The sequence below is a fragment of the Sporosarcina sp. ACRSL genome (assembly GCF_022346605.1).
In the GTDB taxonomy this organism is placed as follows: Bacteria; Bacillota; Bacilli; order Bacillales_A; family Planococcaceae; genus Sporosarcina.
Genome location: NZ_JAKRNT010000005.1, coordinates 1 through 22,308, shown reverse-complemented (window position 1 = coordinate 22,308; position 22,308 = coordinate 1). Strand labels below are relative to the sequence as shown.

Sequence of the window (22,308 nt, the reverse complement as noted above, 5' to 3'; positions counted from 1 at the left end):
AAACGAACGGTGGGCTTGGAATATTAACTATCTTGTTCCTCTTGAGCAGCTTTCAGCTCCAATGCGATTTTTAGAATTTGGTGGTTATCCATTTCGATTACTGACCATCGGTGGCCTTCGTGTTCAATTGAGTCATGTAAGGAAGCATCAATATTGTTCAATTGGAACCAACCACCGATTGTATCAACGTCTTCCATCTCTTCAAAGGTAAGACCGAAACGCTCTGCTAAGTCAGTAAGTAACACACGGCCGTTTACATAGTACAGGTCCTCACCTTTTTGTTCAATATCCGGTACTTCATCTACATCGAATTCATCGTGAATGTCTCCAACGATTTCTTCTAATATATCTTCCATCGTAATCATACCTGCAGTTCCACCAAATTCATCGATGACAAGTGCGATATGGACACGTTCCTTTTGCATTTTCAGGAGTGTATCTTGTAATGGTGTACTTTCATTCACATACGGCATCTCTTCAAGGCTTTCACTCAAAGGTTTTCTACGACCGACTGCGTTATCGGTTAACATCTTTTTTACATTCACGTAACCGATCACGTGATCTTTATCTCCATCATCTGTAATCGGATAGCGTGTATATTGGTGCTCATCCAGGATTGATAAAATCTCGGCTGTCTCCATCGATTGAGATAACGTCACCATTTGTGTGCGCGGTACCATAATATCCTTAGCAACCCGTTCATCAAACGTAAAGATATTCCTCATATATGATAATTCGGTTTGGTTGATCTCGCCGCCTTGAAAACTATTCGCCATAATAATTTTCAATTCATCTTCTGAGAGGGCATCCTTTGAATCTTTTGGCTTCACCCCAAATAGCCTAATTAAAATTCTAGCTGAACCATTTAACGTCCAGATGAAGGGAAACATTATTTTACCGAACCAATAGAGAGGCCCCGCCAAAAGCAATGTGATTTTCTCTGTAAATTGAATCGCCAATGTTTTTGGTGCCAATTCACCTACGACGACATGTAAATAAGTCATGATCGATAATGCCAATATGAGAGAGATTACGGTAGACAAAGCTTCAGGCATTCCCGAATTCTCGAAAAGAGGATGCAGCAGTCTCTCGACAGTCGGCTCTCCTAAAAAACCAAGTCCTAAAGCAGTCACTGTTATTCCTAATTGGCATGCTGATAAATAATAATCTAGATTGTCCACTAATTTCTTAGCAACAACGGCTTTTTTATTACCTTCCGCGATGAGTTGGTCGAGCCTAGACCTCCTGACCTTGACAACCGAAAATTCTGCTCCGACGAAGAAAGCTGTCAGTGCAATTAATAAAGCAACTAGCATTAAATTGATCATTATAGTTGTATCCAATAGTGACCCCACGAAAATAGGGGCTTTCACCTCCAAAATTTATTCTATCCATAATGAAATAAACTTTTTCAGTATATTTTCTATTTATACTTCACTTATCTTAGTACCTCTTGATATGCTCGGATAAACCGGTTGGAATAGAAAAGGGCTGTTCTAGAAAGTCAGTGACAATTGACTTCTAGAACAGCCTCTTTTTTATTCACCTATTACAGGAGATAAATGAACGTTGTGAATGGTAATTTCGGGCCGGCTACCTATCCTAATATTGATGCCGGTTTGTCCAAGTCCTTCGCTAATATAGAATTGTTTTTCTTTATAGCTATGCAGACCTTTTACCATATTCATTCTAACCAATTTGCCCATTTTTACAAGATGATATGGCTTGGGCCAATGAATTTGGCCGCCATGAAAATGACCCGAAAGCAAATAATCAAAATGGTAGTTATTCATTGTCAATACAACATTAGGATCATGTGTAATAACCAAATTATATCCTTTTTCTAGACCATCATAGGATTTCACCAAATTACTACGTTTTGTGCTGAAATCATCTATACCAATAATATTGAATTGAACTCCGTCTATGTCAATCATGTCGTTTTCATTTTGAAGCAGTTTGACATCATTCTGAATCAACATGTTCTTTAATTGCTTCAAGTCCTTGTTCCGCAATACATAATCGTGATTGCCAAGTACGGCGTAAATACCAAAAGGAGGATTCAATTTCTTTAACACTTCCAAATACGAAGAGAGCTTAGGGATGCTACGTTTTCTGTCAAGAAAATCGCCAGTCAAAGCAATTAAATCAATCGGCTGATTTTCAACTTTTTCATAAAGATCATCCGGGGAAATTGAGATGTTTTCAAGATGCAAATCAGAAATATGCAGTATACGTAAAGGTTTAAGGTTCTTATCTTTCGTACCACTATTACCATTTATATCTATATGATTTATTACAACAGAACTAGTGTTCTTATTGCCTATATATATGAACAAGCATAGAGCTATAAATATTATTAATGTAGCAATCATTTGTTTTCCTCCTCCTGTCAATTATACATGGTGAAAGGAGGTATTTTTACCTGTAATATATGGACGAAATGACAAATAGCCAATCAAGGAAGAGAGGATAAAACAACTCCTATTTCGCAAACTAGTCGTGATGTGAAACTTCACTCTTGCTAACGTCTTTCAACCTCATGTTAGTTAGACCAATCGGGCATTTACTGGCTGTTGATTTCCCACTTAAAGGATCCGGTGCCATTTATCATCAAGACTTTTAGAAGTGCTCAGTAACAAACTCTTTATTTCATTGACATGGCTACAATCTGAATTGCAAGTGCGTGCAATTATTCACTTTATCCGTTTTTGTTAACATCACAGTTCATAAATAATTGAATGCGATCTGGTCAACCTTAAAGATGTCATTGAATTTAGTGAGGAGCCTGCACATGAAACAACATATAATCAACGTATGGAGTATTGCCGATCCGTTTTATCTAAAGTGTACCCGTCTACAATGCCTCGAACAGATTACAGGAAGATACAGTATCTTCCGTATTCGTTTAACACGTTATAAAGGTCGCGAAGTCGTTCTGTCCGACGGTACAATTATTAAGAAAAATGATTTACTCGTAAAAATTCATTTGCATAATGTCCGTATTATGAAGGAAATGCAGAAGATAGATAAAGCAACGAATAAATTGTATCTCTACAAGACAGTTTATAATTCGATGCCTGCACTTGCGTTCTACGTATTGCAACATCATCATCGGGAGCAAATAAAAGGAATCATCGGGATAACTTCAATTGATAAAGGATACCGCCGGCTAGGGTTTGAATCCTTTTCATTTTCGAGCAGAATGTATACATGGTTTAAACGAATTTCACATTACTCGATCCATTTATTATCAAGTTCCAAGGCCTCGTCAAAAAGAAATAAGACTCCTATGCCTAGATACCTTTTCATGTCAAAAGATACCCTATGCGAAAAATATGGTTCATTGCAGAATAATGCTGCCTGATATGAAAAAGTCAACCGGAAGAGGCTATTCTCTTCCGGTTATATATTTTCAGTTAGTTATTTTTCACTTCAGACGATACACAAAGGATTTTTACATCACTGTCAGTGTAGTTATACCAATAATGCGGACGGGTAGAATCTAGCATGATCGATTCAGTCGGACCTAATTCGTAGAGCTCGTTTTCTAGGCGGACAGTGAGGATCCCCTCAATGACATAAAGAAATTCCTGCCCCTTATGTGTAAAAAGATTCCCCTCTGTCTGACTTGGCTTCAAAATGACTAAAAGCGGCGTGAAGTCTCGGTGGGTTACCATTGTGCCTAAATCCTTGTAATAAATATTATGCTCATCCATCCTCTGGTCGATATTTAACAGTTGATTGTTAGACGACCTATCTTCATCAAAGAAGTAACTTGGATTCACGCCGAATGCAATCGATATCTTTTTCAAGGATTCCAATGTCGCAGACGACTTCCCTCTTTCCAGTTGGGAAAGAAAGCTTATGGAAAAGCCCGTCCTATCGGCAAGAGTCTTCAATGTCATGCCCCGCCCCGATCTTATTTCTCTTATCTTTTCTCCTAAATGATTTGCTGACATCTTTCATTCTCCTAATTTTTTCTATTGACAGAATATTAGTATATACCTATGATGTTAGATAATTGAAGTGACACTTCAATATTTCGGTTATTGCATTTTTTTGACGTTCAATTGAAGTGGCACTTCAATTATAGCGAAGGGGGAATAGAATGTGGAGAAAAAACAGTTAAATAGGGTGTTGGTCGCGAGTCTCGTCGGAAGTTCGATTGAATGGTTCGACTACTTCCTTTATGGGACAGTGGCTGCGCTCGTATTCAATCAAGTCTTCTTTGTAAATGAAGACCCGACGATTGGTTTATTGTTGGCATATGCATCATTTGCGCTCGCCTTTTTCATACGGCCGTTCGGCGGTATCATTTTCAGTCATATTGGAGATCGGATTGGCAGAAAGAAAACACTTGTATTGACGTTAAGTCTTATGGGTATTGCCACATTCGGGATGGGGTTATTGCCTACCTATCAAGCAATCGGCATTTGGGCGCCGATCCTGTTAATTACGTTGAGACTTGTCCAAGGTTTAGGAATTGGAGGCGAATGGGGCGGTGCGCTCTTGCTTGCGGTGGAATATGCGCCTCCTGAAAAGCGTGGCTTCTTCGGGGCAGTACCACAGATGGGGGTAACGATCGGAATGGTGCTCGGTACATTCGCATTGTCGATCATGACACTGCTACCCGAAGGCTCATTCATGACATGGGGCTGGCGCGTGCCTTTCATCTTGAGTGCATTACTCGTCGTATTCGGTTTATGGATTCGTAAAGGAATTGACGAGACTCCTTCTTTTAAAGAAGTCCAAGAGCGTGGAGATATTCCTAAGATCCCTCTCGTTACTACATTGAAAACGCATTGGCGCGAAGTACTGATTGCAATAGGGGCGAAGGTTGTCGAGACGGCGCCTTTCTACATTTTCGGTACTTTTATCGTTTCCTATGCGACAAGCTATTTGGGGTATTCGCGTACGGCAACGTTAAACGCTGTCATGGTCGCTACAATCATTACGACGATATTAATTCCGATCATGGGGAGGCTATCAGACAAAGTCGGACGAAAACCACTTTATGTATGGGGTTCGGTTGGAATGATCTTATACGCATTCCCATACTTCTGGATGATTAAACAAGGGTCTGTAGCATTGCTAGTCATTGCAACAATCATCGGTCTGGGTATCATCTGGTCACCAATTACTGCAGTTCTCGGCACGATGTTTTCTGAAATTTTTTCAGCGGAAGTCCGCTATACAGGCATTTCACTTGGCTATCAAATCGGAGCTGCGCTTGCCGGAGGGACAGCACCGCTTGTTGCCACTGCACTGCTTGCTAAATTTAACGATTCATATGTACCGGTTGCGCTTTATATCATCTTCACCGCGGTCGTTTCACTTATTGCCATTTGGGCAGTTAAGGACCGAAAAAACGAAGCGCTCGATCAATAGTTAAGGAGCGATTTCATGTTAATCATCAATGAAAAAGAAATTCAAACGACCTACGGGATGAAAGAGGCTATGAAAGACGTCGAACATATTTTACGGGCGAAAGCGAGGGAAAAAATCGCAAACCCGCACCGGACGGTTATTGAATTTCCACAACATCACGCATCTGTCCTCTATATGCCGAGCGCTGATTCGGTAAAGGAAATTGCGACGATCAAAACCGTGTCGATTTTCCCTGAAAATCCTGCTTCAGGAAAACCGACAACCCAAGGAGTCATTCTTGTAACAGACGCTCGGGACGGCGAACATCTTGCATTGATGAACGCCTCGTATTTGACAAGGTTGCGTACGGGGGCATTAAGCGGTCTTGCAACAAATCACCTTGCTCGGCAGGACGCCACTGTACTAACTGTCATCGGCACCGGAGCGATGGCATTTGAACAAGTTCTTGGCGTATTGGAAGTCAGGAAGATTTCAAAAATCCTACTTGTAAACCCCACAATAGCGAAAGCGGAGCGCTTCAAAGAGAGTCTGTTTGCATTCGGCATTGGTGAGGACATTGAAATTGAAGTTATGGAAAATGTTGCCGAAGCGGTTCGCGCAGCCCATATCATCTGTTGCAGCACCCGTTCGAATACTCCCGTGTTTGACGGAAACGATGTGATGCCCGGCACCCACGTCAACGGCGTCGGATCATACCTTTCCCATATGCGTGAAATGGACTTCACTTTCATTCAACGGTGCAGCAAAATTGTCACCGATGATGAAGTAGGCGTGAAAGAAGAAGCCGGTGAATTAATCCACGCGAACGAGCAGCCAGGTTGGACCTTCGACGACTTGCATGGGGAGCTAATGGACCTGGTTACAGGTGTAGCTACCGGAAGAACGGACGACGATGAAATTACTTTCTTTAAATCGGTCGGTGCCGCGTACTTCGACCTCGCTGTTGCCGAAGGAGTCTACCGGAAGGCCACAGAGGTAGGCATTGGAATTGAAGTGGATGTATAAAAGATAAAGTATGACCGGCAAGCCCTGAATTGGGTTTGCCGTTTTTTCGTGATTTTAATAACAGATTACACAAGTTGAAGAGGGATTGGTGTCATCTTTATTGAAATTACTAATGAAACTATCGTTTTGGAGGTAATTAAATGAATCATAATAACGAGCATTTAGACAGTTTTACCAATATGCATGATAACTTTATTAGGGACTGGAACGAAGCAATGAATTCGGGAGAGTCGTCTTCGGTTGAAAGGATGACCGAGGATTATTATGTGGCCTACTTCAGGGAGCCTAATGAAAAACCTTTGTTTTTTAATAGGGATGAGTCTATAAGCGGGATGCGACAATCCGTTAAACAGATGTTAGGAGCGAAGAAGCGGTTTGAAAATCGGATGATTCGTCTTCGTAATGAGGACAATGCGGTCGTGTTTTATGAACTTTTGATTGAAAAAGAAAATAAAATAGTGGCTAGGCTGTTTAGTATCGAAAATTGGATGTTCCTTGATAACAAATGGATGATTGTTCGAGAAACAGAAGAGGCTATTTGTTAATGAAAATACGGATTGCTCATTAGGCAATCCGCTTTTCATTAACCTTCTTCTTCTACAATCACAGCTTTTCCTCTCATTTTCAACAATAACGGAATCAACAGCCATGCTGCAGCCGCAATGAGGAATACGAGTGATAACGGTTTCGTGAAGAAAATGCTGAAGTCTCCGTTCGAGATTGTTAACGCCCGGCGCATATTGTTTTCAATCATCGGCCCTAATACGAGCGCGAGTACGAGCGGGGCTACCGGGTAATCATTTTTCGATAATAAATAACCGACAACGCCACATCCGAGCAATAAATACAAATCAAACGTCGTATATTGCACAGCGTACACACCGAAAAATGAAATCATGACGATGATTGGCAACAAGTATTTCTTCGGTGTTTGAATGATTTTTGCAAACACTCGGACGAGAGGCATATTCAACACTAACAGCATCAAGTTTCCGATGAACATACTGGCAATCAGCCCCCAAGCGACTTCTGGATGCTCATCGAAAAGAAGCGGGCCTGGCTGAATATTGTACATGATGAGCGCTCCCATCAAAATGGCCGTCGTACCGGAACCAGGAATCCCGAGCGTCAGCAACGGAATCATCGCTCCACCGGAAGCCGCGTTATTCGCAGATTCAGGACCTGCAACGCCAGCGATGTTTCCTTTCCCGAAGGTCTCCGGCCGTTTAGCGAATTTTTTCTCCGTCATGTACGAGAAGAATGAAGCAAGTGTTGCCCCAGCGCCTGGGAGAACACCGATAAAAAATCCGAGCAACGAGCCGCGGACGATAGGTACCGAGCTGTCTTTCATGTCTTGTTTTGTCGGAAGGATACGGTTGATTTTCGCAATCGTCCCTCCTTCCTCGTCCCGTTCTAAAATTGTTTTAAACACTTCACCGAGCGCGAAGAGTCCGACTGCGATCGTCAGAAACTCAAGTCCCGAGAACAAGATCGGTTGGTTGTATGTAAAACGGGCGATTCCTGAAACTGCATCGATACCGATCGTGCCGAGCATAAGTCCAAAGACAGTCATCATCAATGCTTTGGTCATCGATTTTCCGGCAAGCCCGCTCACTGCGGCCAAGCCTAGTAACATTAATGAGAAGTACTCCGCAGGTCCAAATTTAATGGCGACATTCGATAACGGTTCTGCTAATAGCACGAGACCGATTAAGGCAACGATACCAGCGAAGAAAGATCCGATGGCAGCGATCGCCAATGCAGCTCCCGCCCGTCCTTGTCTAGCCATTTGATAGCCATCCAGCGTCGTGACGACTGATGACGATTCACCTGGAGTGTTTAATAAAATCGAAGTCGTCGATCCTCCATACATCGCTCCGTAATAAACCCCTGCAAGCAAAATAATGGAGCTTGCCGCAGCTGCACTCGTCGGCATTCCGGAAGTCATCGTTGCCGTTACCGGAATGAGGAGTGCGACACCGCTCATCGGACCGATGCCCGGTAGGACACCGACCGCAGTACCGATGACGACACCGATAAATGCGAACAATAGATTATGCCATTGGAATGCAATCGCAAACCCGTCCGCCAAAAATTGTAATGTGCTCATGTGTGACTCCTTTCTCCTTTCAATCAATTACGCTTCGGCGTAATTATGTCGGGATATTATCGAGCTTGCTCGATACTACTACTAGATAAGTTAAAACGGAAAACCAGGCAATGAGCCGCCAAGAAGTTCCGAGAAGAAATAATAGACACCGAATGAAAAAACTGCAGCTATAATAATGGTTGGCACGATTCGGCCGCGTTCCATCGTTTGGAAGGCAATTAGTAAAAATATGAACGTCGATATGACGTAACCGATTTTTTCTAATAAAAATGCATACAATACTGCGCTTACAAAAATAATGAGGAATTTTTTATATTGAAGTTTTTCTTTCGAAGCTGCGCCTTCCGCTTTGTATTTGAACGTTTCGTACAGCAATCTCAAACTTAATAACATCAGAATTATGCCGAGCCATAGTGGAAAAATCTTCGGTCCAACCGAAGATCCGTACGCGCTGTTCGATATTTTCAAGCTTTCGGTTACGAATAATAGACCAATCAGTAAAAAAGCGATGCTTGCGTATCGATCGAATGTTTTACTCATTGTTCTTGTCACCCCCTAAAAGAGAAGGCGGCCGCATGAGCCGCCCAACAAAATTTTCCCGCATTAACTGGCTGTAAGATCCCACTTGGGGATCAACAGCCAGTAAAAGCCCGATTCGTTCAACTAACAATCAGTGGAAAATCGCCACTGATTGAAGTTTCACCTTATTTTTGCATACCAAGTGCTGTTAAAAGTTCCACGATGACTTTGTCTTGGTCTTCCAAGTACTTCGTGAAATCTTCAGAGCCGCGGTATTCACTTTCCCAGCCGTTTCTTTCAAGTTCCGATTTCCACTCATCCGTCTCGACCATTTCTTTCAGCTTCGCTGTCCAATAGTCGACAGCTGCATCGGACATTTCTTTTGGTCCGAAAAGGCCACGCCAAATGGTGAACTCAGCGTCAATTCCTTCTTCTTTAAATGTCGGAACTTCCGCTAAGTCTCCACCTAGACGCTCAGAAGAGCTGACAGCAAGGACACGGACATCTCCGGATTTCATGTATTGACCAATTGTCGAGGCATCCGTCGCAATCACATCCGCATTCCCACCGAGCAATGCTGCAATTGCTTCACCGCCGCCATCGTATGAAACGTATTTCACCGTTTTCGGGTCAATTCCGTATTCGAACGCTGGCAAAACGCCAACAAGATGGTCCATCGATCCAGGCGCAGATCCACCCGCAAGTGTAATCGCTTTTGGATCCTTCTTAATCGCTTCCAACACATCTTCCAACGTATTGAATGGAGAATCCGCTTTGACGACGATTGCCCCATAATCGCGTGTCAACTGTGCCAATGGTGTCGTATCCTTATAGCCGTATGGGCTGTTCCCTTCGGCTTTATTGTTATTGATGAGAAGTGGTGGAGATTTAACGAGCAACGCGTAGTCATTCTTCACTTCTTTCGTTGCAAACTCAGCCATGTATACCGCACCGCCACCGCCAGGCTTGTTTTCAACCGTAATCGGCTTTTCAACCAACTTCGTGTCATTCATCGTTTTTGCAATCGCTCGAGCGGTCAAGTCCCATCCACCGCCTGCCCCAGATGGAGCAACAATCGTTAAATTACGTTCCGGATATTTCGAAGACCCCTTTTCTTCCCCATCAGTCTTCGAACACGCCGCTAGACCGATAGCCAATGCACCCGCCACAGCGACAGTCGTTAATTTCTTCCAAACCATACGTGAATCCCCCTTTGAAATAAATTTATGATAGCGCTTTCAATCGCTATCATAAATTTATCAGAAAGTTAGTTTGATTCAATGTTTTCGTCCATAAGTTGGATATTGGTCGTAAATATCATTTTGTTCATATTGTTCACCGGTGTTTAATGAAATATCTTCTTTCCGGACGTCCGACTGTACCGTAGATAAGCTCTGTAAAAGCGCATTTTTCAGTAACGAGATACTCTAAATAACGTCTTGCCGTTGACCGACTGACGCCAATTTCCATACCGAGTGATTCCGCGGTGATCCCCCCATCGAGCTGTTTTAAATGGTTGACCACTTTCTCTCTCGTAATCGGGTCAATCCCTTTCGGAGGAAGCGCATCCGTTGTCGGTTCGGTTATATTCGTTTTATTCCAAAGCAATTCAATCGAATCCGCTTGCAGGATGCCACTTCCGGCGAGTGCCATTCTTTTAGCCTTATAGGAAAGAAGACTTTCCTTGAAACGGTCGAATGTGAGTGGCTTCAATATATAATCGGCAACGCCGCGGCGGTATGCTTTTTTTACAATGTCGACTTCGGCCGCAGCCGTTATGAAAATGATATCCGTATCAGGGCTGCTTTCATGGATGAACCTCATAATGTCCGTGCCAAGCGCATCCGGTAAATAGACATCGAGCAAGACGAGGTCAGGTTGCAGCGCCTGCACCCAATCCTTCGCCTCCTCACCGGTAAGTGCTGTTCCTACAACTTCAAACCCTTCGATTCTATCAATAAACCGACGGTGAATATCGGCAATCCGCTTATCGTCTTCTATAATCAGAACTTCAATGAGTGACAAGTAAAAAACCCCCTTTCGGAATGGAGATGATGAACAACGCACCACCTAAATCCCCTTTTTCTACCGTAATGGAGCCGCCTAGATCCTCGACATTATCCGCTACTTTCAGAAGTCCGTATCCCCGGTCTGCAACATCTTTTGTCGAAACTTTTTCATGGAATAATGCATCGAGCAGTTCGTCCGCAATGCCAAGGCCCGAGTCTTCCACTTCAAATAAGATCTCCTCCCCATTATCTAAAATGAAAAGACGGACCATTCGTTTCTCCTCCGGCAACATTTCGACGGCTTCAAAAGCATTCGTAACAAGATTCCCAATGATGGAAACGAAATGGGTCTTCTCTAAGTGGGACGGCAGCTCTTTCAGGTAGCTATCTTCATCGAGAAGGAACCTAACTTTTAATTCCTTCGCACGGTTAAAGAAGCCGATGACGATTCCACCAAGAAACGGATCTTGCAACCGCTTCGTCACAAACTGGATGAGCGATTGATGTTCTGCCGTCTCATCATGTATGAGGCTTAGCGCCTCGTCATAGGACTGAAGCTGAATGAGCCCTGAAATCGTATAAAGGAAGTTATTGTATTCATGTGTCTGTGCCCGAAGTGCCTCTGTATAGCGCTTCACTTGCGATAATTCCATCGTAAGCTGGTCAAGTTCCGATTTAAGCCGGAATGTCGACACAGCCCCGATGATCTGTTCATTCGCACGAATCGGGATCCGGTTGACAATGACTTCCTTGCCGTGAATTTCCATTGGCCGATCAAGATGCCGTTCACCGGTTTCCAATACTTTCGGTAACAACGTGTTCGGTAAAACTTCCTGGATCGATCGTCCGATCAGTTCGGCCTGCCCTGGAATGGAAAGCGCATCGTAGGCGGCCGCGTTCACTGTCGTTATGAGCCCTTTTGCGTCCACCATAATAATTCCTTCACGGACGGATTCGATAAGCGCATTCCGTTCGGTGAATAAATTAGCAATTTCCGCAGGCTCCAAATCAAATAACTCCTTTTTAATATTACGAGCCAGAACGCTTGAACCGATGATACCGAGAATGATTGCGATGAGCACGATGTAGGAAATGTTATCAACGTATTGGAAAAACATAATCGAAATGTCTTCATTTAAATAACCGACCGAAACGACCCCGATAATTTCACCTTGCTCATTCAAGACTGGCGCCTTTCCGCGCAAAGCCGGTCCGAGTGACCCCGTCGCCTCTGAAATATACGATTCTCCGAATTGAAGCGCCCGTTCATTATCATCCCCGACCATTTTCTTGCCGATTCGATCGACAACAGGATGGGCATACCGGATCCCTTCGCTGTCCCCAATGACAACATACTCAGCACCGGTTTGCAGACGGACAGCTTCCGCAATCGGCTGCAACGCCTCAGTCGGATTCTCCAATTCAAAACCGGCTCGAACATCCGGACGTTCCGCAGTCGTCTTCGCGATGCTCAGCGCCCGAATGCCGAGCTGCTGCTCAATCCCGTGGGACATCGTGAAATAGAACGACACACCGACAAGGATTGCAACAAGAGAAACAAATAAGGCACCATAGAAAAATATGCGGGACTGCAAGGATTTCAATTTCATGAAGTATCCTCTTTCTATCACGAAGTTTGTAAATAGGAGGATGCTTGACTCCCGCCAGCATCCGTTTCTCTCTATGTTACACTATTGGGAATTGTGGGGGAATAGGGTTTAGGGAGAAAGATGGGATTGGACGCGCGGAGGGAGGGTTTGGACGTGGAACCATGAACTTTGGACGCGCGAGGACCGGGTTTGGACGCGTAACTACAGACTTTGGACGCGCGAGGACCGGGTTTGGACTCGGAACTACAGACTTTGGACGCGCGATGGCCTTGATTGGACGCCGGACTACTAACTTTGGACGCGAGCAATTCTTGTTCGAGTCATTGCATTCCCAGGAATCATTCTAATTCAAACAGGGTACGATATTCAATGACTGGTGAAGAAAGGGGTCCCTCCATATGCAAGAGTTCAAAATCACTTACTTTTTCGATGAAGAACATTACATCCGTCGCTTTATACATACCGATTCCTTGGAAAGCGCCGAACAACTTGTCCGCATCGAGCGGGATCAATACATTTCCTTTCGCGACAGCAGAGGCATCTATCACGAGCTCCATACTGGCAAAGTTCGGGTCGTGCAAGTTTCTGAATATCATCGGGTGGATAAAAAATAAAATGCCTTCCCAATAACAATCTCAAATCATTTCCCATGAAGCTTTTAAGATCGCATTTTGAAACTCTTCCTTCTCTTATCCGTAAAGAAGATGGTAAGGAGGTTAGTAATTTGACTAGGTGGACTTCATTTCAATTCGCGACAATCGTTGCCATAGGATTATTCTTAGCCGGAATGCAACTTTTCCGGACAAGTATCCTATCATTCCTTACTTCAATTAATATTGGAGTGCAGCCGCCAATCATCATCACGTTTCTAACGATCATTACTGTCATTTGGGGTTGTGCTCTCCTAGTTGTTTGGCAAAGCAAAAAAGGGAAGCCGCTTTTCAAGCATAAGATATGGCGAATTATGCCGGCAATTGTAGGAGGTTGGCTCCTTCTCTCGATCATTGGCTTTCTTGTACTCGGTTTGACGATTCTATCGGATATCAATACATACATGCTCTGGCTGGTTGATTTATTTATTATTTATTTTCTAGCACTCTTCTACATATTTATTCTTTCCATTGTTATTCGTTATGGAAATACACAAAATGATATGAGTACGATTACATTTTCCGCAAATATTGCAGTACTTGTCGCTATCATTATTTTATTTTTCCTTCCAGGGTTATAAGTCAATAGCAGAAAGCCTCACGAGACACAATCCCATGAGGCTTTCTTGATTAATTCCGATTTCGGTATTGCTCATCCACGACATGATACAAATTCGCCTTTTCTAAATAGGTTCGAGGTGCCAGGAACGTCACTGTGACGACACCCGGATGGCGGCCAATTTCGATTGAGCCGGTAATCGTTGCGCGGTTCATGATTTCTTCAACAGGTACATCGAAAAGCTTCGCAGCGCGCGCAAGACCGTTTGCGGTTGCGACGTTCAGATCGATGCCAGTTCCGATAACAGAGATCGGGAGGCTCTCCTCTATTTCCTCCACTCCCCATTGTGCGGCGAGGGCCTTGGCGGATAGCTTTTCCGATGCCGTAAGTGGTTTTGCTGTATATGGCAAGTCCTCTTCATTCGGCAACAAAATTGGCCCTTCGATGTTGAGTCCTTTCAAAACGTTCACTTGTAAATGAACAATACCCGCAACATCCGCTGTATGCCCTGCGATTTCGCCATCCCCTTGCATTGCGTGCATGTCTCCGATGTAAACACCGCCACCCGGTACCTTTACCGGGCAGATCAACGTTGCACCCGAACGGACTCGGTTAATATCCATATGGCCATCTGTCCGGTGCTCATCAAGTTGCTCCTGTGTAACAGCATATTCGTGAGGAGCGCCGACGAGGAAAGAGCCAAAATCGCCCGCATTATGAGAATCAGGCATCGGCATCGAAGGCGTTGTGCCGAGTTGGCCGAGGAATGGTCGCATTCTCGCCACTGTGCCGATTAAGTCATGCGGCGCAAAAGTGACAATCGGGTTTTGGACAGACGCATTAGGGGTTCCCATATAATGCCTGCCATTTTGTCCAATTTGCTCTGCAGCTTCTTTCGGCACCGTCACTCCGACATCACCGCGGTCGCTGAATGTGATTGTATAGCCATTCGTGAAAGTGAATGGCGTAATATCCTCATCACATGTAGCACAACGGATTGCTTCCTGCCCAATCCCCTTGATGACAGTTTCCGGATACATCGTCCCACATCCAGGACATTTCACCGCTACAAACGGGTCGCCTAGGAAGCGGCCTTCCACTGGCTGGTCACTTCCTGATGAAGTTGCCATTGAAGTCACTTGGATGGACTTAATCCTAATAGCAATCGCGTCTCCAACCTCTGCGCCTTCAACGAATACCGGTGTCGTCACTTCATGTCCGCCTTTTAAGCAAGGCGTTATCATCGGTCCCCAACAGCCCGGTGCTGTATTCGCGACAATTTGCCCGCCGTCCTTTACGGGTCCGAGCATCTCTTTTGCGGGATCCAATACTCCGTCAATGAATGAGTTCACAAAAAGCGTTTCAACTGGTGTTGCTACTGCAGTTTTCATCTTTTAGTCCCCCTTGTCAACTAGTACTCTACCTATTATATCAAAGTTCTGAATTTTTTATTATATTTTAATCCTTTTACTGTCGCTGATTTCGTTGCGGGTTCGCATGATTGTGTTACGAGTCGGATTGATTGTGTTGCTAACTAGTATATTTGCGTTGCCATGCTGTTTCGTTGTGATGTGACTGTTTGATTGCATTGCGAGGAATACTCATTGTGTTGCGAAGTCGCTTAATTGTGTTGCGATCTGTTATGCGGGTTGTTGGATTTCCATCTGGAAACCATGACGCGATTTCAATAAAAAAACCCAGTCCGATATGGTACGAACTGAGCTATTATCTGTATTTATCTTAGTGGATGTTCATCCCTTGTAAATATCTAATTTCTCTTGGTAGCAAGAATCGCCGATGTCTTTGGAGTCAAATAAATTTCAGTTGCAATTAATTCTTCGTGATTAAGCCAGTACTCTCTAACCTCATCCGGTTTTCCTTTCCACTCTTCTGGAAAATATTCTTCAGGAGTAAAATCATCCATTAATAACATTCCACAAGTGTTTAAGGCTTGAAATAAAATCTCTCTTTCTAACGTTTTCGCTGCAGCAGCATCGGCAAATATAAATTGGAATGGGCCTTTAGCTATTACCTCTTTCCAATCACCATACATAAATTCTACCTGGTTATGAAGTAGAGTATTTGTAACATCAACAATCTTTTCTTTTGAATTATCCACCGATATGAACTCTACTGTTGGAGCTATAGCTGAAAGTATCCAAGAGCTTCCAACACCATAACCAGTCCCTATTTCAAGTATTTTCCCATCTCTTACCTGCCCCACAAGAACTAATAGAAGTCTTCCAACTTCATCTGAACAGGAATTAATAAATTCTTTTTCTTCCGCTAATTTTTTGGAAGCCTTAACCAGCTCAGGAATGTATGTGTTAGAACGATAAGCAGTCGTCACTAAATAACCCCCTTAAGTAGTTGTTTGTATTATATAGGGTCATGTACTTTCGACACGATGTGCATTCGATAGAACACGCGACAACGTCTCCCTAACACATAATGCGAATCTGATTTTTCCCGCTTTCTTTCGCTTCATACAGCGCAATATCCGCTTGGTGGAACAGCTCGGTGAATGTTTGAATTTTACCGTTCGCGTTATCGGCGATGCCGACGCTTGCCGTTAAGGAAAGGTAGATGCCGTCTTTTTCAATTTTGATCGAACGGACAGCCTCGAGCAGTTTTTCGGCTTTGTGGTGAGCCTTTTCGACGGACAGATCACGTAAAATGATGGCAAATTCATCACCGCCGAAACGGCCCATCAAGTCGCCGTTTCTAATTTGGCCGGCGCATGCTTGACCGATTTTCTTGATGATTTCGTCGCCGAATATATGGCCGTACGTATCATTCAAGATTTTCAAATTGTCGAGGTCCAGTGCGATACAGACAATGCTTTCTCCCGTAACCGCAGCTTCCGCAAGCCATTGATCGGTTGTTGTTTCTGTGAAGCTTCGATTGTAAAGTCCCGTGAGGTAATCGGTGTTCGCTCTCCGTTCGATTGTCGCAACCCGATGCTTTACACCCAATTTAACTGCAGCCATCGCGACATCATGCTGTCTAAGATCGCTTAATAGGTTGATATACGCTTGCTGTGCTTTATACCCACGTTGCACATCCCCCATGACTTCACATAACTTGCATTTTTTCTCCAAAATCCCTTTCAGCAAATTCTTGTCTTTATAGCTTTCTGCAAGTTCTTTCGCAGTATCATACGCTTCCAGAGCTTCGGTGTACATCTTTTGCTTTATTAACAAACGGCCATACAAATCATGAACTTGCGTCTTTTCACGAATAAACGAATCGAGCAGTGGGTCATTAACCATTTCGTTTACGAGCAGTTCTGCAGCTTCCAGATCATTCATGCCGATCAGGGCATTTGCGATATTCAGCTTCACCCGGAATTCCAATATCGGAGTTCTCGGTTCATGAAGCTTGGCCGCTTCCAACCCCTTTTCGGCCATGGAAAGAGCGCTTTCAAAATCGTTTTCTTTTGCTAAAATCATGCTGTAGTTGCTGTACGCATTGCTGAGAATATTGAAGTGGCCAAGCTTTTTGCCCAACCTGATAGCATTTTGCAATGTTTCTTTCGCAGCTTCATAGTCTTTATTATACTCATGCAGTAGGAATAGCACATTGTACCCATTCAACCGATCGGCTTCATCGCCGAAGTCGGTGCAGTGTTCAATATAGGCATCGATGCTATGGAATGCCTCTTCTATTGCGCCGATGCAATAAAAGGACGCGGCATTGTTAATGTGGGCTGTTAAAATGGATTTTGAATCATGTACAGCTAAACCGGCTTCCAATAATTGAAAACAAGCTTCTATCGTTTCTTCATATTTCCCTTCCACTCGCAGCTTCAGGACATTTCGTTGCAATGAAATCAAATCTTCTTTCTCCATGCCCACAACTCCTATTCCAAAAGTAGTTCTATTTAACTGTACTTATATTTCTAAATTATAATACAATCGTATCACATACTGGGTTATTGTGGAACTTTTTTTATTGGAGAATTATGTATGGAGCTATGGAAGATAGCTCCTATATGTGACACTTCCCCCTATTTCCTTGCTTGTCCATCCAATGTATTGGCGGTTGTCTTCCCTGGCGTCTCAGCTAAGTCTAGTAAATTTGATTCGGCTTTGAATAATTGCTTTTCGTACTCTTTTTCGAATGAAGCTAGAAGATCTACGGCAGGACCCACTCCCGCAAATATAGCGGCACTGCTGGCTACGACGGCAATTGCCAAAAGTAATGCAGCTAACTTTTTAATCGTGCTCACTCCCCAAACTATGTCTTTCTCTTACTATACGACGGAACCAAGAAATAGAAAATTCAATTTTATTGATAAAATATGCTATTCACTTTGGAAAATCGTCAGTAAATAAAACAAACCCATGTGCATCGACAGATTATATTGTCAGATGCTGGAGGAACTTAGGGAAACATTCATTTTTCGCAATGCATAAAAAAAGAGTCAGCATAGTTAGCCGACTCCATTAATTTTCAAATAATCTCTTTGAAATATGCTACAGTCTTCATCGGTTCACCCACTTTACGTAAAGACCATGTTTCTTCTATATAAATGTCCGCGAGCTTTTCGAATTTACCACCATGTTTCTTTGACCATTCAAGCGCTACGACGCTTTCGAATACATGCGCCATTCGTTTCATGAGACCTTTCGCTTCAAACGTTTGAAGGTCATTATCAAATGAGGCGAACTCCGCCAAGTCACTAGATAGCTTGTTCAGTTCAACGAGAACCGCTTTTTTCATCTCGCTGTCATTGATGACGACGAGGCGGTTGCGCATTTCGTCGATGAACAGTTTATGGGCTTCGAATTTATTGACGAGACGGATGAGTTCGAGCCCGAGAATATTGGCGGTGCCTTCCCAGACGGTGAGCACTTGGGCGTCACGCAACAGGCGCGGTGTGACGAAATCTTCGATATAGCCGTTGCCGCCATGCATTTCAATCGCCTCGTGGGCGAAGTGGATTGCTTGCTCAGCCGTCTCCTTTTTGATGAGCGCAATGAAAAGTCGATTCAGGATCTTTTCACGGTCTGATGCGTTTCCGTCTGTGACACGTTCATACAGTTGGATGAAGTCAAAGACAGTTGCTACTTCGGCATGGAGTCTCGCTGCCATTTTTCCGAGTGTGTCCTGCACCATAGGATAGTCGGTAAGCCGCTTGCCGAATGCATTCCGTCGGGTTGCATACGCAGTTGATTCCAATAGGGCGCGCCTCATAATGCCGATAGAAGCGACTGCGTTACAAATGCGCGAAAGATTGAGCGCTTCCATCATATAATAGAAGCCTTTTGCTGGATCTCCGACTACATAGGCAAGCGCGCCGTCAAATTCCACTTCCCCGGAAGGGACGGCCCGGACGCCGAGTTTGTCTTTTAACCGACGGATACGGAGGCCGTTCAATTTGCCGTTTTCCGTGCGCCACGGGACAGCGAACAATGTTAATCCGCGAGTTCCAGCCTGTGCTCCTTCGATTCTCGCTAGCACCATAGCTACACCTGCCATGCCTGCATTCGAAGCGAAGTATTTCTCACCATAGAGACGGTACTGATCACCGTCTTTTACCGCCTTCACGACATTCGCCCCGACATCCGATCCGCCTTGGCGTTCTGTCAGAAACGTAGCTCCTTCGTACAGCGGAACTTCTCCCGTTGAACAGACATTGCCGAGAAACAGGTTTTTCACATGGTCATCCGCATAATGATCGAGTAAGTAGGCGGTCGCCATCGTCAACGTCACGGGGCAATAAAATCCGGGCTCTGCATGGGAAAGTAAATAGCCTTGTGCGAAACTGTACGTGTAATTCCCCTTATGGCCGAGCTCCGGGATTTCCTTGTGTACATAGCCAACAATGCCCGTGTCATACGTTTCTTGGACCGTTTTCCGATATCCCACATTCACCCAAACGTCGGAAACTTCTTCACCGAATTTGTCGTATCGAATGAGGCGAGGCTCCCCCTCGCGGTCGGTATGCTTCGCGCGTTCGTCGATTGCGTTTGCACAATGTTCCCCGAAGAGGGCAAGTTCGCGTTTGGCATAGTCGAGGAAAGGTCCTTGCAAATGCTCCTCGAGAATTAAACGAAGCGTATCGTCTTCTTCAAAGAAGTTGTCGGTTTTGATCGATTCCGCTTCCTGCACGACTTTCATTGAACCGTCACCCCTTCTCTCAATGGCTGTTTCAAAATTTTCCCGGAAGCATTCCGCGGCAATGCTTCGACTTGTTCATACAGTCGAGGCACTTTATATTTTGCGAGATGCTCAGTAAGGAATGCTTTTAATTCCCCGCTATCTATTGGATTTGCAGCGGCGAACACCGCTTTCACCGTTTCGCCCCACTCAGGGTGCGGCACGCCGACGACCGCGACTTCGCGAATGCCAGGAAAGCGGAGAATTGTCTCCTCGATTTCTTTCGGATAAATATTGACGCCGCCTGAAATGATCAGATCTTTTTTCCGGTCGACAATCCATATATAACCATCCTCATCGAACTTCGCCAAATCGCCCGTCTTCAACCAGTCCCCGATGAATGCTTCTTTCGTTGCTTCTTCATTTTTGTAGTAGCCGAGCATATTTCCTTCGCCGAATAAGACGATTTCACCGATTTCCCCCGGTTGAACGTCCATTCCTTGTTCATTCACAATACGAAGTTCTGTATGCAGCGGCGCCCGTCGTCCGACGCTCCCCGATTTCGTTATATGCTCTTCTGCAAGTAGCAATGAACCGCTCGGACCTGCTTCCGTCAAGCCGTAGACACAAACAAGATTGTCCGTCCGGAAAGCAGTTTGCACCATTTTCACTTCATTCGCGGATAGCGGCGCTCCTCCGTAAATCCACCATTTCATTGAAGACAAATTCGCTTCCTTCAGGCGAGGATGCCCTGCTGTGAGCAAATAGGCGACAGGGGCACCGAAGAAATGAGTCGTCTTTTCCTTCTCTACCGCGTCGATTAATAGATCCGGAGTGAACGTCGGCGTCAGGACGCAAGTTGCACCGACATACACCGCTGCCATCATGAATAAATGAAGAGGTGCGGAATGGCTAAGCGGCATCATGAGCAGGATACGACTTTCCGGTTTCACTTCCATTTCAACGGCGATCATCGAGGCGACAGTTAAGATGTTGCGATAACTGAACAGTACCCCTTTCGGATTGCCTGTCGTTCCGGACGTGTATAGAATTGTCGATTCATCATCCTCTTTCATGCTGCAAGCAATCGATCGCTCGTCCGCCTGTTGGATGAGCGTTTCGAAGCTATTCCAGTTTCCGGTAGCTTCACCTGTTTTAATTAAAATAGAAGGCGAGTTCAATGTTTTCACCGTTTCAAATAGCAACTCATGTGCAATGAGCGCTTCAGCATCCGAATGGTTTAAGACGTAGGCTAGTTCCTCCGTCGTCAGCTTGACGTTGATGGGAACAACGATGGCACCGATGCGCTGAATGGCAAAGTAAGCGACGATAAACTCCTCGACATTCGGTAGGAACAATGCCACTTTTGAGCCCTTATGGATACCATTACTTAGAAGCGCATTCCCGAACCGGTTGACACGAGTGTTCAATTCCTTATACGTCGTCCGCTTCCCCATGCTGACGACAGCTTCTGTTTCAGGATACTTCCTTGCATTTCTTTCCAATAACTGTGAACTGTTCATCCCATCAATCCCCTTTCGTTTTGGTGAACCTTTTACCGGATTGTACGCGTTATTCCCCAAAATGATTCCGACACTTCCGTAAACCCCTTCACCATCCCTTCGTCCTTTTCTATGAATATACCATTGACGGTAATGAAAAGGTATATATTGTTTGAATTATCTAATTAAACTTAACGAAATAAAAACCCACGAAGAGAAGGGCACTGACTATCTTTTTTGAGACAGTCAAAAAACACCTTATTATGCAGCCAGTTGTCGGAATTGTACCGGCGATTGGCTGTTTAATTTCGTTTGAATGCGGATATTGTTATAATAAGTAATGTATTCTTCGACAATTTGAATCACATGCGCATTCGATGTGCGATGGATTCCGTCGAGGTAGAACGTTTCCGACTTTAGCGAGGAGTGGAACGTTTCGATTGGGGAATTATCAGCGGGCGTGCCTTTACGGGACATGCTCATGGTAATTCCCTTTTCTTTTACTGCCTTTTGATAGGCATATGATGTATAAACCGAGCCTTGATCGCTATGCAAAATACAACCTTTAGGCAAGTCAGGTAATTGATGCAATGTATCCAAAACGAAAGTGGTATCCTGGATGAAACCGATGGTCTGGGCCACAATCTCTCCGTTGTAGACATCAAGAATACTTGAAAGATACATCATAGATTGGCCGAAAGGCAAGTACGTAATATCAGTCAACAGTTTTTCCAAGGGTTTAGACGCAGTAAAATCCCTTTCCAACAGATTCGGTGCGACATGTGCGGGCTGCCCGGTACGTTTGCGTTTCTTCACTTTCACTCGGCACTGCCATCCATATTTCTGCA

At 44.3% G+C, this 22,308-nt stretch carries 21 protein-coding genes; 5 read left to right on the top strand and 16 right to left on the bottom strand.

Features of this window, described 5'->3' with window-relative positions; genetic code table 11:
• Positions 1 to 23: 23 nt before the first annotated feature.
• Positions 24 to 1,343: a hemolysin family protein gene (locus tag MHZ92_RS08605; RefSeq protein WP_239431274.1), complete on the bottom strand. Its 1,320-nt coding sequence runs from the start codon at positions 1,341 to 1,343 to the stop codon at positions 24 to 26.
• Positions 1,344 to 1,538: 195 nt separating this feature from the next.
• On the bottom strand, positions 1,539 to 2,372 hold the full coding sequence (locus tag MHZ92_RS08600; protein WP_239431484.1) for a metallophosphoesterase: 834 nt from the start codon (positions 2,370 to 2,372) through the stop codon (positions 1,539 to 1,541).
• A 422-nt stretch (positions 2,373 to 2,794) separates the two neighbouring features.
• Here MHZ92_RS08600 and MHZ92_RS08595 point away from each other — a divergent pair, with 422 nt between their 5' ends.
• A complete protein-coding gene (locus tag MHZ92_RS08595) occupies positions 2,795 to 3,367 on the top strand; it encodes a YkoP family protein (RefSeq protein ID WP_239431273.1) in 573 nt (190 codons plus the stop codon).
• Positions 3,368 to 3,419: 52 nt separating this feature from the next.
• On the opposite strand, the gene MHZ92_RS08590 is transcribed toward MHZ92_RS08595, so the two are convergent.
• Entirely contained in the window at positions 3,420 to 3,962 is a 543-nt protein-coding gene (locus MHZ92_RS08590) for a helix-turn-helix domain-containing protein (RefSeq protein WP_239431272.1), read from the bottom strand.
• A gap of 151 nt (positions 3,963 to 4,113) precedes the next feature.
• On the opposite strand from MHZ92_RS08590, the gene MHZ92_RS08585 reads away from it, so the two are divergent.
• The 3 genes from MHZ92_RS08585 to MHZ92_RS08575 all read left to right on the top strand — a co-directional run bounded on the left by MHZ92_RS08585 (position 4,114) and on the right by MHZ92_RS08575 (position 6,941).
• Complete coding sequence (locus tag MHZ92_RS08585) at positions 4,114 to 5,391, top strand: MFS transporter (protein WP_239431271.1); 1,278 nt, start codon at positions 4,114 to 4,116, stop codon at positions 5,389 to 5,391.
• A gap of 15 nt (positions 5,392 to 5,406) precedes the next feature.
• On the top strand, positions 5,407 to 6,396 hold the full coding sequence (locus MHZ92_RS08580) for an ornithine cyclodeaminase family protein (protein ID WP_239431270.1): 990 nt from the start codon (positions 5,407 to 5,409) through the stop codon (positions 6,394 to 6,396).
• 140 nt (positions 6,397 to 6,536) lie between these two features.
• Positions 6,537 to 6,941 (top strand): hypothetical protein, encoded by a 405-nt coding sequence (locus tag MHZ92_RS08575; protein WP_239431269.1) that lies wholly within the window; start codon positions 6,537 to 6,539, stop codon positions 6,939 to 6,941.
• A gap of 38 nt (positions 6,942 to 6,979) precedes the next feature.
• Here the strand turns inward: MHZ92_RS08575 and MHZ92_RS08570 are convergent, their stop codons facing one another.
• The 6 genes from MHZ92_RS08570 to MHZ92_RS08545 all read right to left on the bottom strand — a co-directional run bounded on the left by MHZ92_RS08570 (position 6,980) and on the right by MHZ92_RS08545 (position 13,240).
• Positions 6,980 to 8,506 carry a tripartite tricarboxylate transporter permease gene (locus MHZ92_RS08570; protein ID WP_239431268.1) on the bottom strand — a complete coding sequence of 509 codons (1,527 nt, stop codon included), beginning with the start codon at positions 8,504 to 8,506 and terminating at the stop codon, positions 6,980 to 6,982.
• Between the two features lie 90 nt (positions 8,507 to 8,596).
• The gene (locus tag MHZ92_RS08565; RefSeq protein WP_239431267.1) at positions 8,597 to 9,046 is read right to left on the bottom strand and encodes a tripartite tricarboxylate transporter TctB family protein; all 450 of its coding nucleotides are present in this window, start codon (positions 9,044 to 9,046) and stop codon (positions 8,597 to 8,599) included.
• 164 nt (positions 9,047 to 9,210) lie between these two features.
• The gene (locus tag MHZ92_RS08560; RefSeq protein WP_239431266.1) at positions 9,211 to 10,224 is read right to left on the bottom strand and encodes a tripartite tricarboxylate transporter substrate binding protein; all 1,014 of its coding nucleotides are present in this window, start codon (positions 10,222 to 10,224) and stop codon (positions 9,211 to 9,213) included.
• Between the two features lie 136 nt (positions 10,225 to 10,360).
• The gene (locus MHZ92_RS08555) at positions 10,361 to 11,050 is read right to left on the bottom strand and encodes a response regulator (protein ID WP_239431265.1); all 690 of its coding nucleotides are present in this window, start codon (positions 11,048 to 11,050) and stop codon (positions 10,361 to 10,363) included.
• Positions 11,037 to 12,644: an ATP-binding protein gene (locus MHZ92_RS08550; RefSeq protein WP_239431264.1), complete on the bottom strand. Its 1,608-nt coding sequence runs from the start codon at positions 12,642 to 12,644 to the stop codon at positions 11,037 to 11,039. Before MHZ92_RS08550 ends, MHZ92_RS08555 begins: the two co-directional genes overlap by 14 nt.
• Positions 12,645 to 12,982: 338 nt before the next feature.
• Positions 12,983 to 13,240 carry a hypothetical protein gene (locus tag MHZ92_RS08545; RefSeq protein WP_239431263.1) on the bottom strand — a complete coding sequence of 86 codons (258 nt, stop codon included), beginning with the start codon at positions 13,238 to 13,240 and terminating at the stop codon, positions 12,983 to 12,985.
• A 128-nt stretch (positions 13,241 to 13,368) separates the two neighbouring features.
• Between MHZ92_RS08545 and MHZ92_RS08540 the strand changes: the two genes are divergently transcribed.
• Entirely contained in the window at positions 13,369 to 13,875 is a 507-nt protein-coding gene (locus MHZ92_RS08540; protein ID WP_239431262.1) for a hypothetical protein, read from the top strand.
• Between the two features lie 49 nt (positions 13,876 to 13,924).
• Here MHZ92_RS08540 and MHZ92_RS08535 read toward each other — a convergent pair whose 3' ends face one another.
• The 7 genes from MHZ92_RS08535 to MHZ92_RS08505 form a co-directional block, all read right to left on the bottom strand.
• On the bottom strand, positions 13,925 to 15,244 hold the full coding sequence (locus MHZ92_RS08535; RefSeq protein ID WP_239431261.1) for an acetamidase/formamidase family protein: 1,320 nt from the start codon (positions 15,242 to 15,244) through the stop codon (positions 13,925 to 13,927).
• Positions 15,245 to 15,621: 377 nt separating this feature from the next.
• Positions 15,622 to 16,203 (bottom strand): O-methyltransferase, encoded by a 582-nt coding sequence (locus MHZ92_RS08530; RefSeq protein WP_239431260.1) that lies wholly within the window; start codon positions 16,201 to 16,203, stop codon positions 15,622 to 15,624.
• Between the two features lie 91 nt (positions 16,204 to 16,294).
• Entirely contained in the window at positions 16,295 to 17,704 is a 1,410-nt protein-coding gene (locus MHZ92_RS08525; RefSeq protein ID WP_239431259.1) for a tetratricopeptide repeat-containing diguanylate cyclase, read from the bottom strand.
• 158 nt (positions 17,705 to 17,862) lie between these two features.
• Positions 17,863 to 18,084, bottom strand: a complete 222-nt coding sequence (locus MHZ92_RS08520; protein ID WP_239431258.1) for a hypothetical protein — start codon at positions 18,082 to 18,084, stop codon at positions 17,863 to 17,865.
• Positions 18,085 to 18,308: 224 nt separating this feature from the next.
• A complete protein-coding gene (locus MHZ92_RS08515) occupies positions 18,309 to 19,979 on the bottom strand; it encodes an acyl-CoA dehydrogenase family protein (protein WP_239431257.1) in 1,671 nt (556 codons plus the stop codon).
• Positions 19,976 to 21,481: a class I adenylate-forming enzyme family protein gene (locus MHZ92_RS08510; protein WP_239431256.1), complete on the bottom strand. Its 1,506-nt coding sequence runs from the start codon at positions 21,479 to 21,481 to the stop codon at positions 19,976 to 19,978. Before MHZ92_RS08510 ends, MHZ92_RS08515 begins: the two co-directional genes overlap by 4 nt.
• A 240-nt stretch (positions 21,482 to 21,721) precedes the next feature.
• Positions 21,722 to 22,308 (bottom strand): IS3 family transposase (locus MHZ92_RS08505; protein WP_239431255.1); only part of this gene is annotated, 587 nt, incomplete at its 5' end.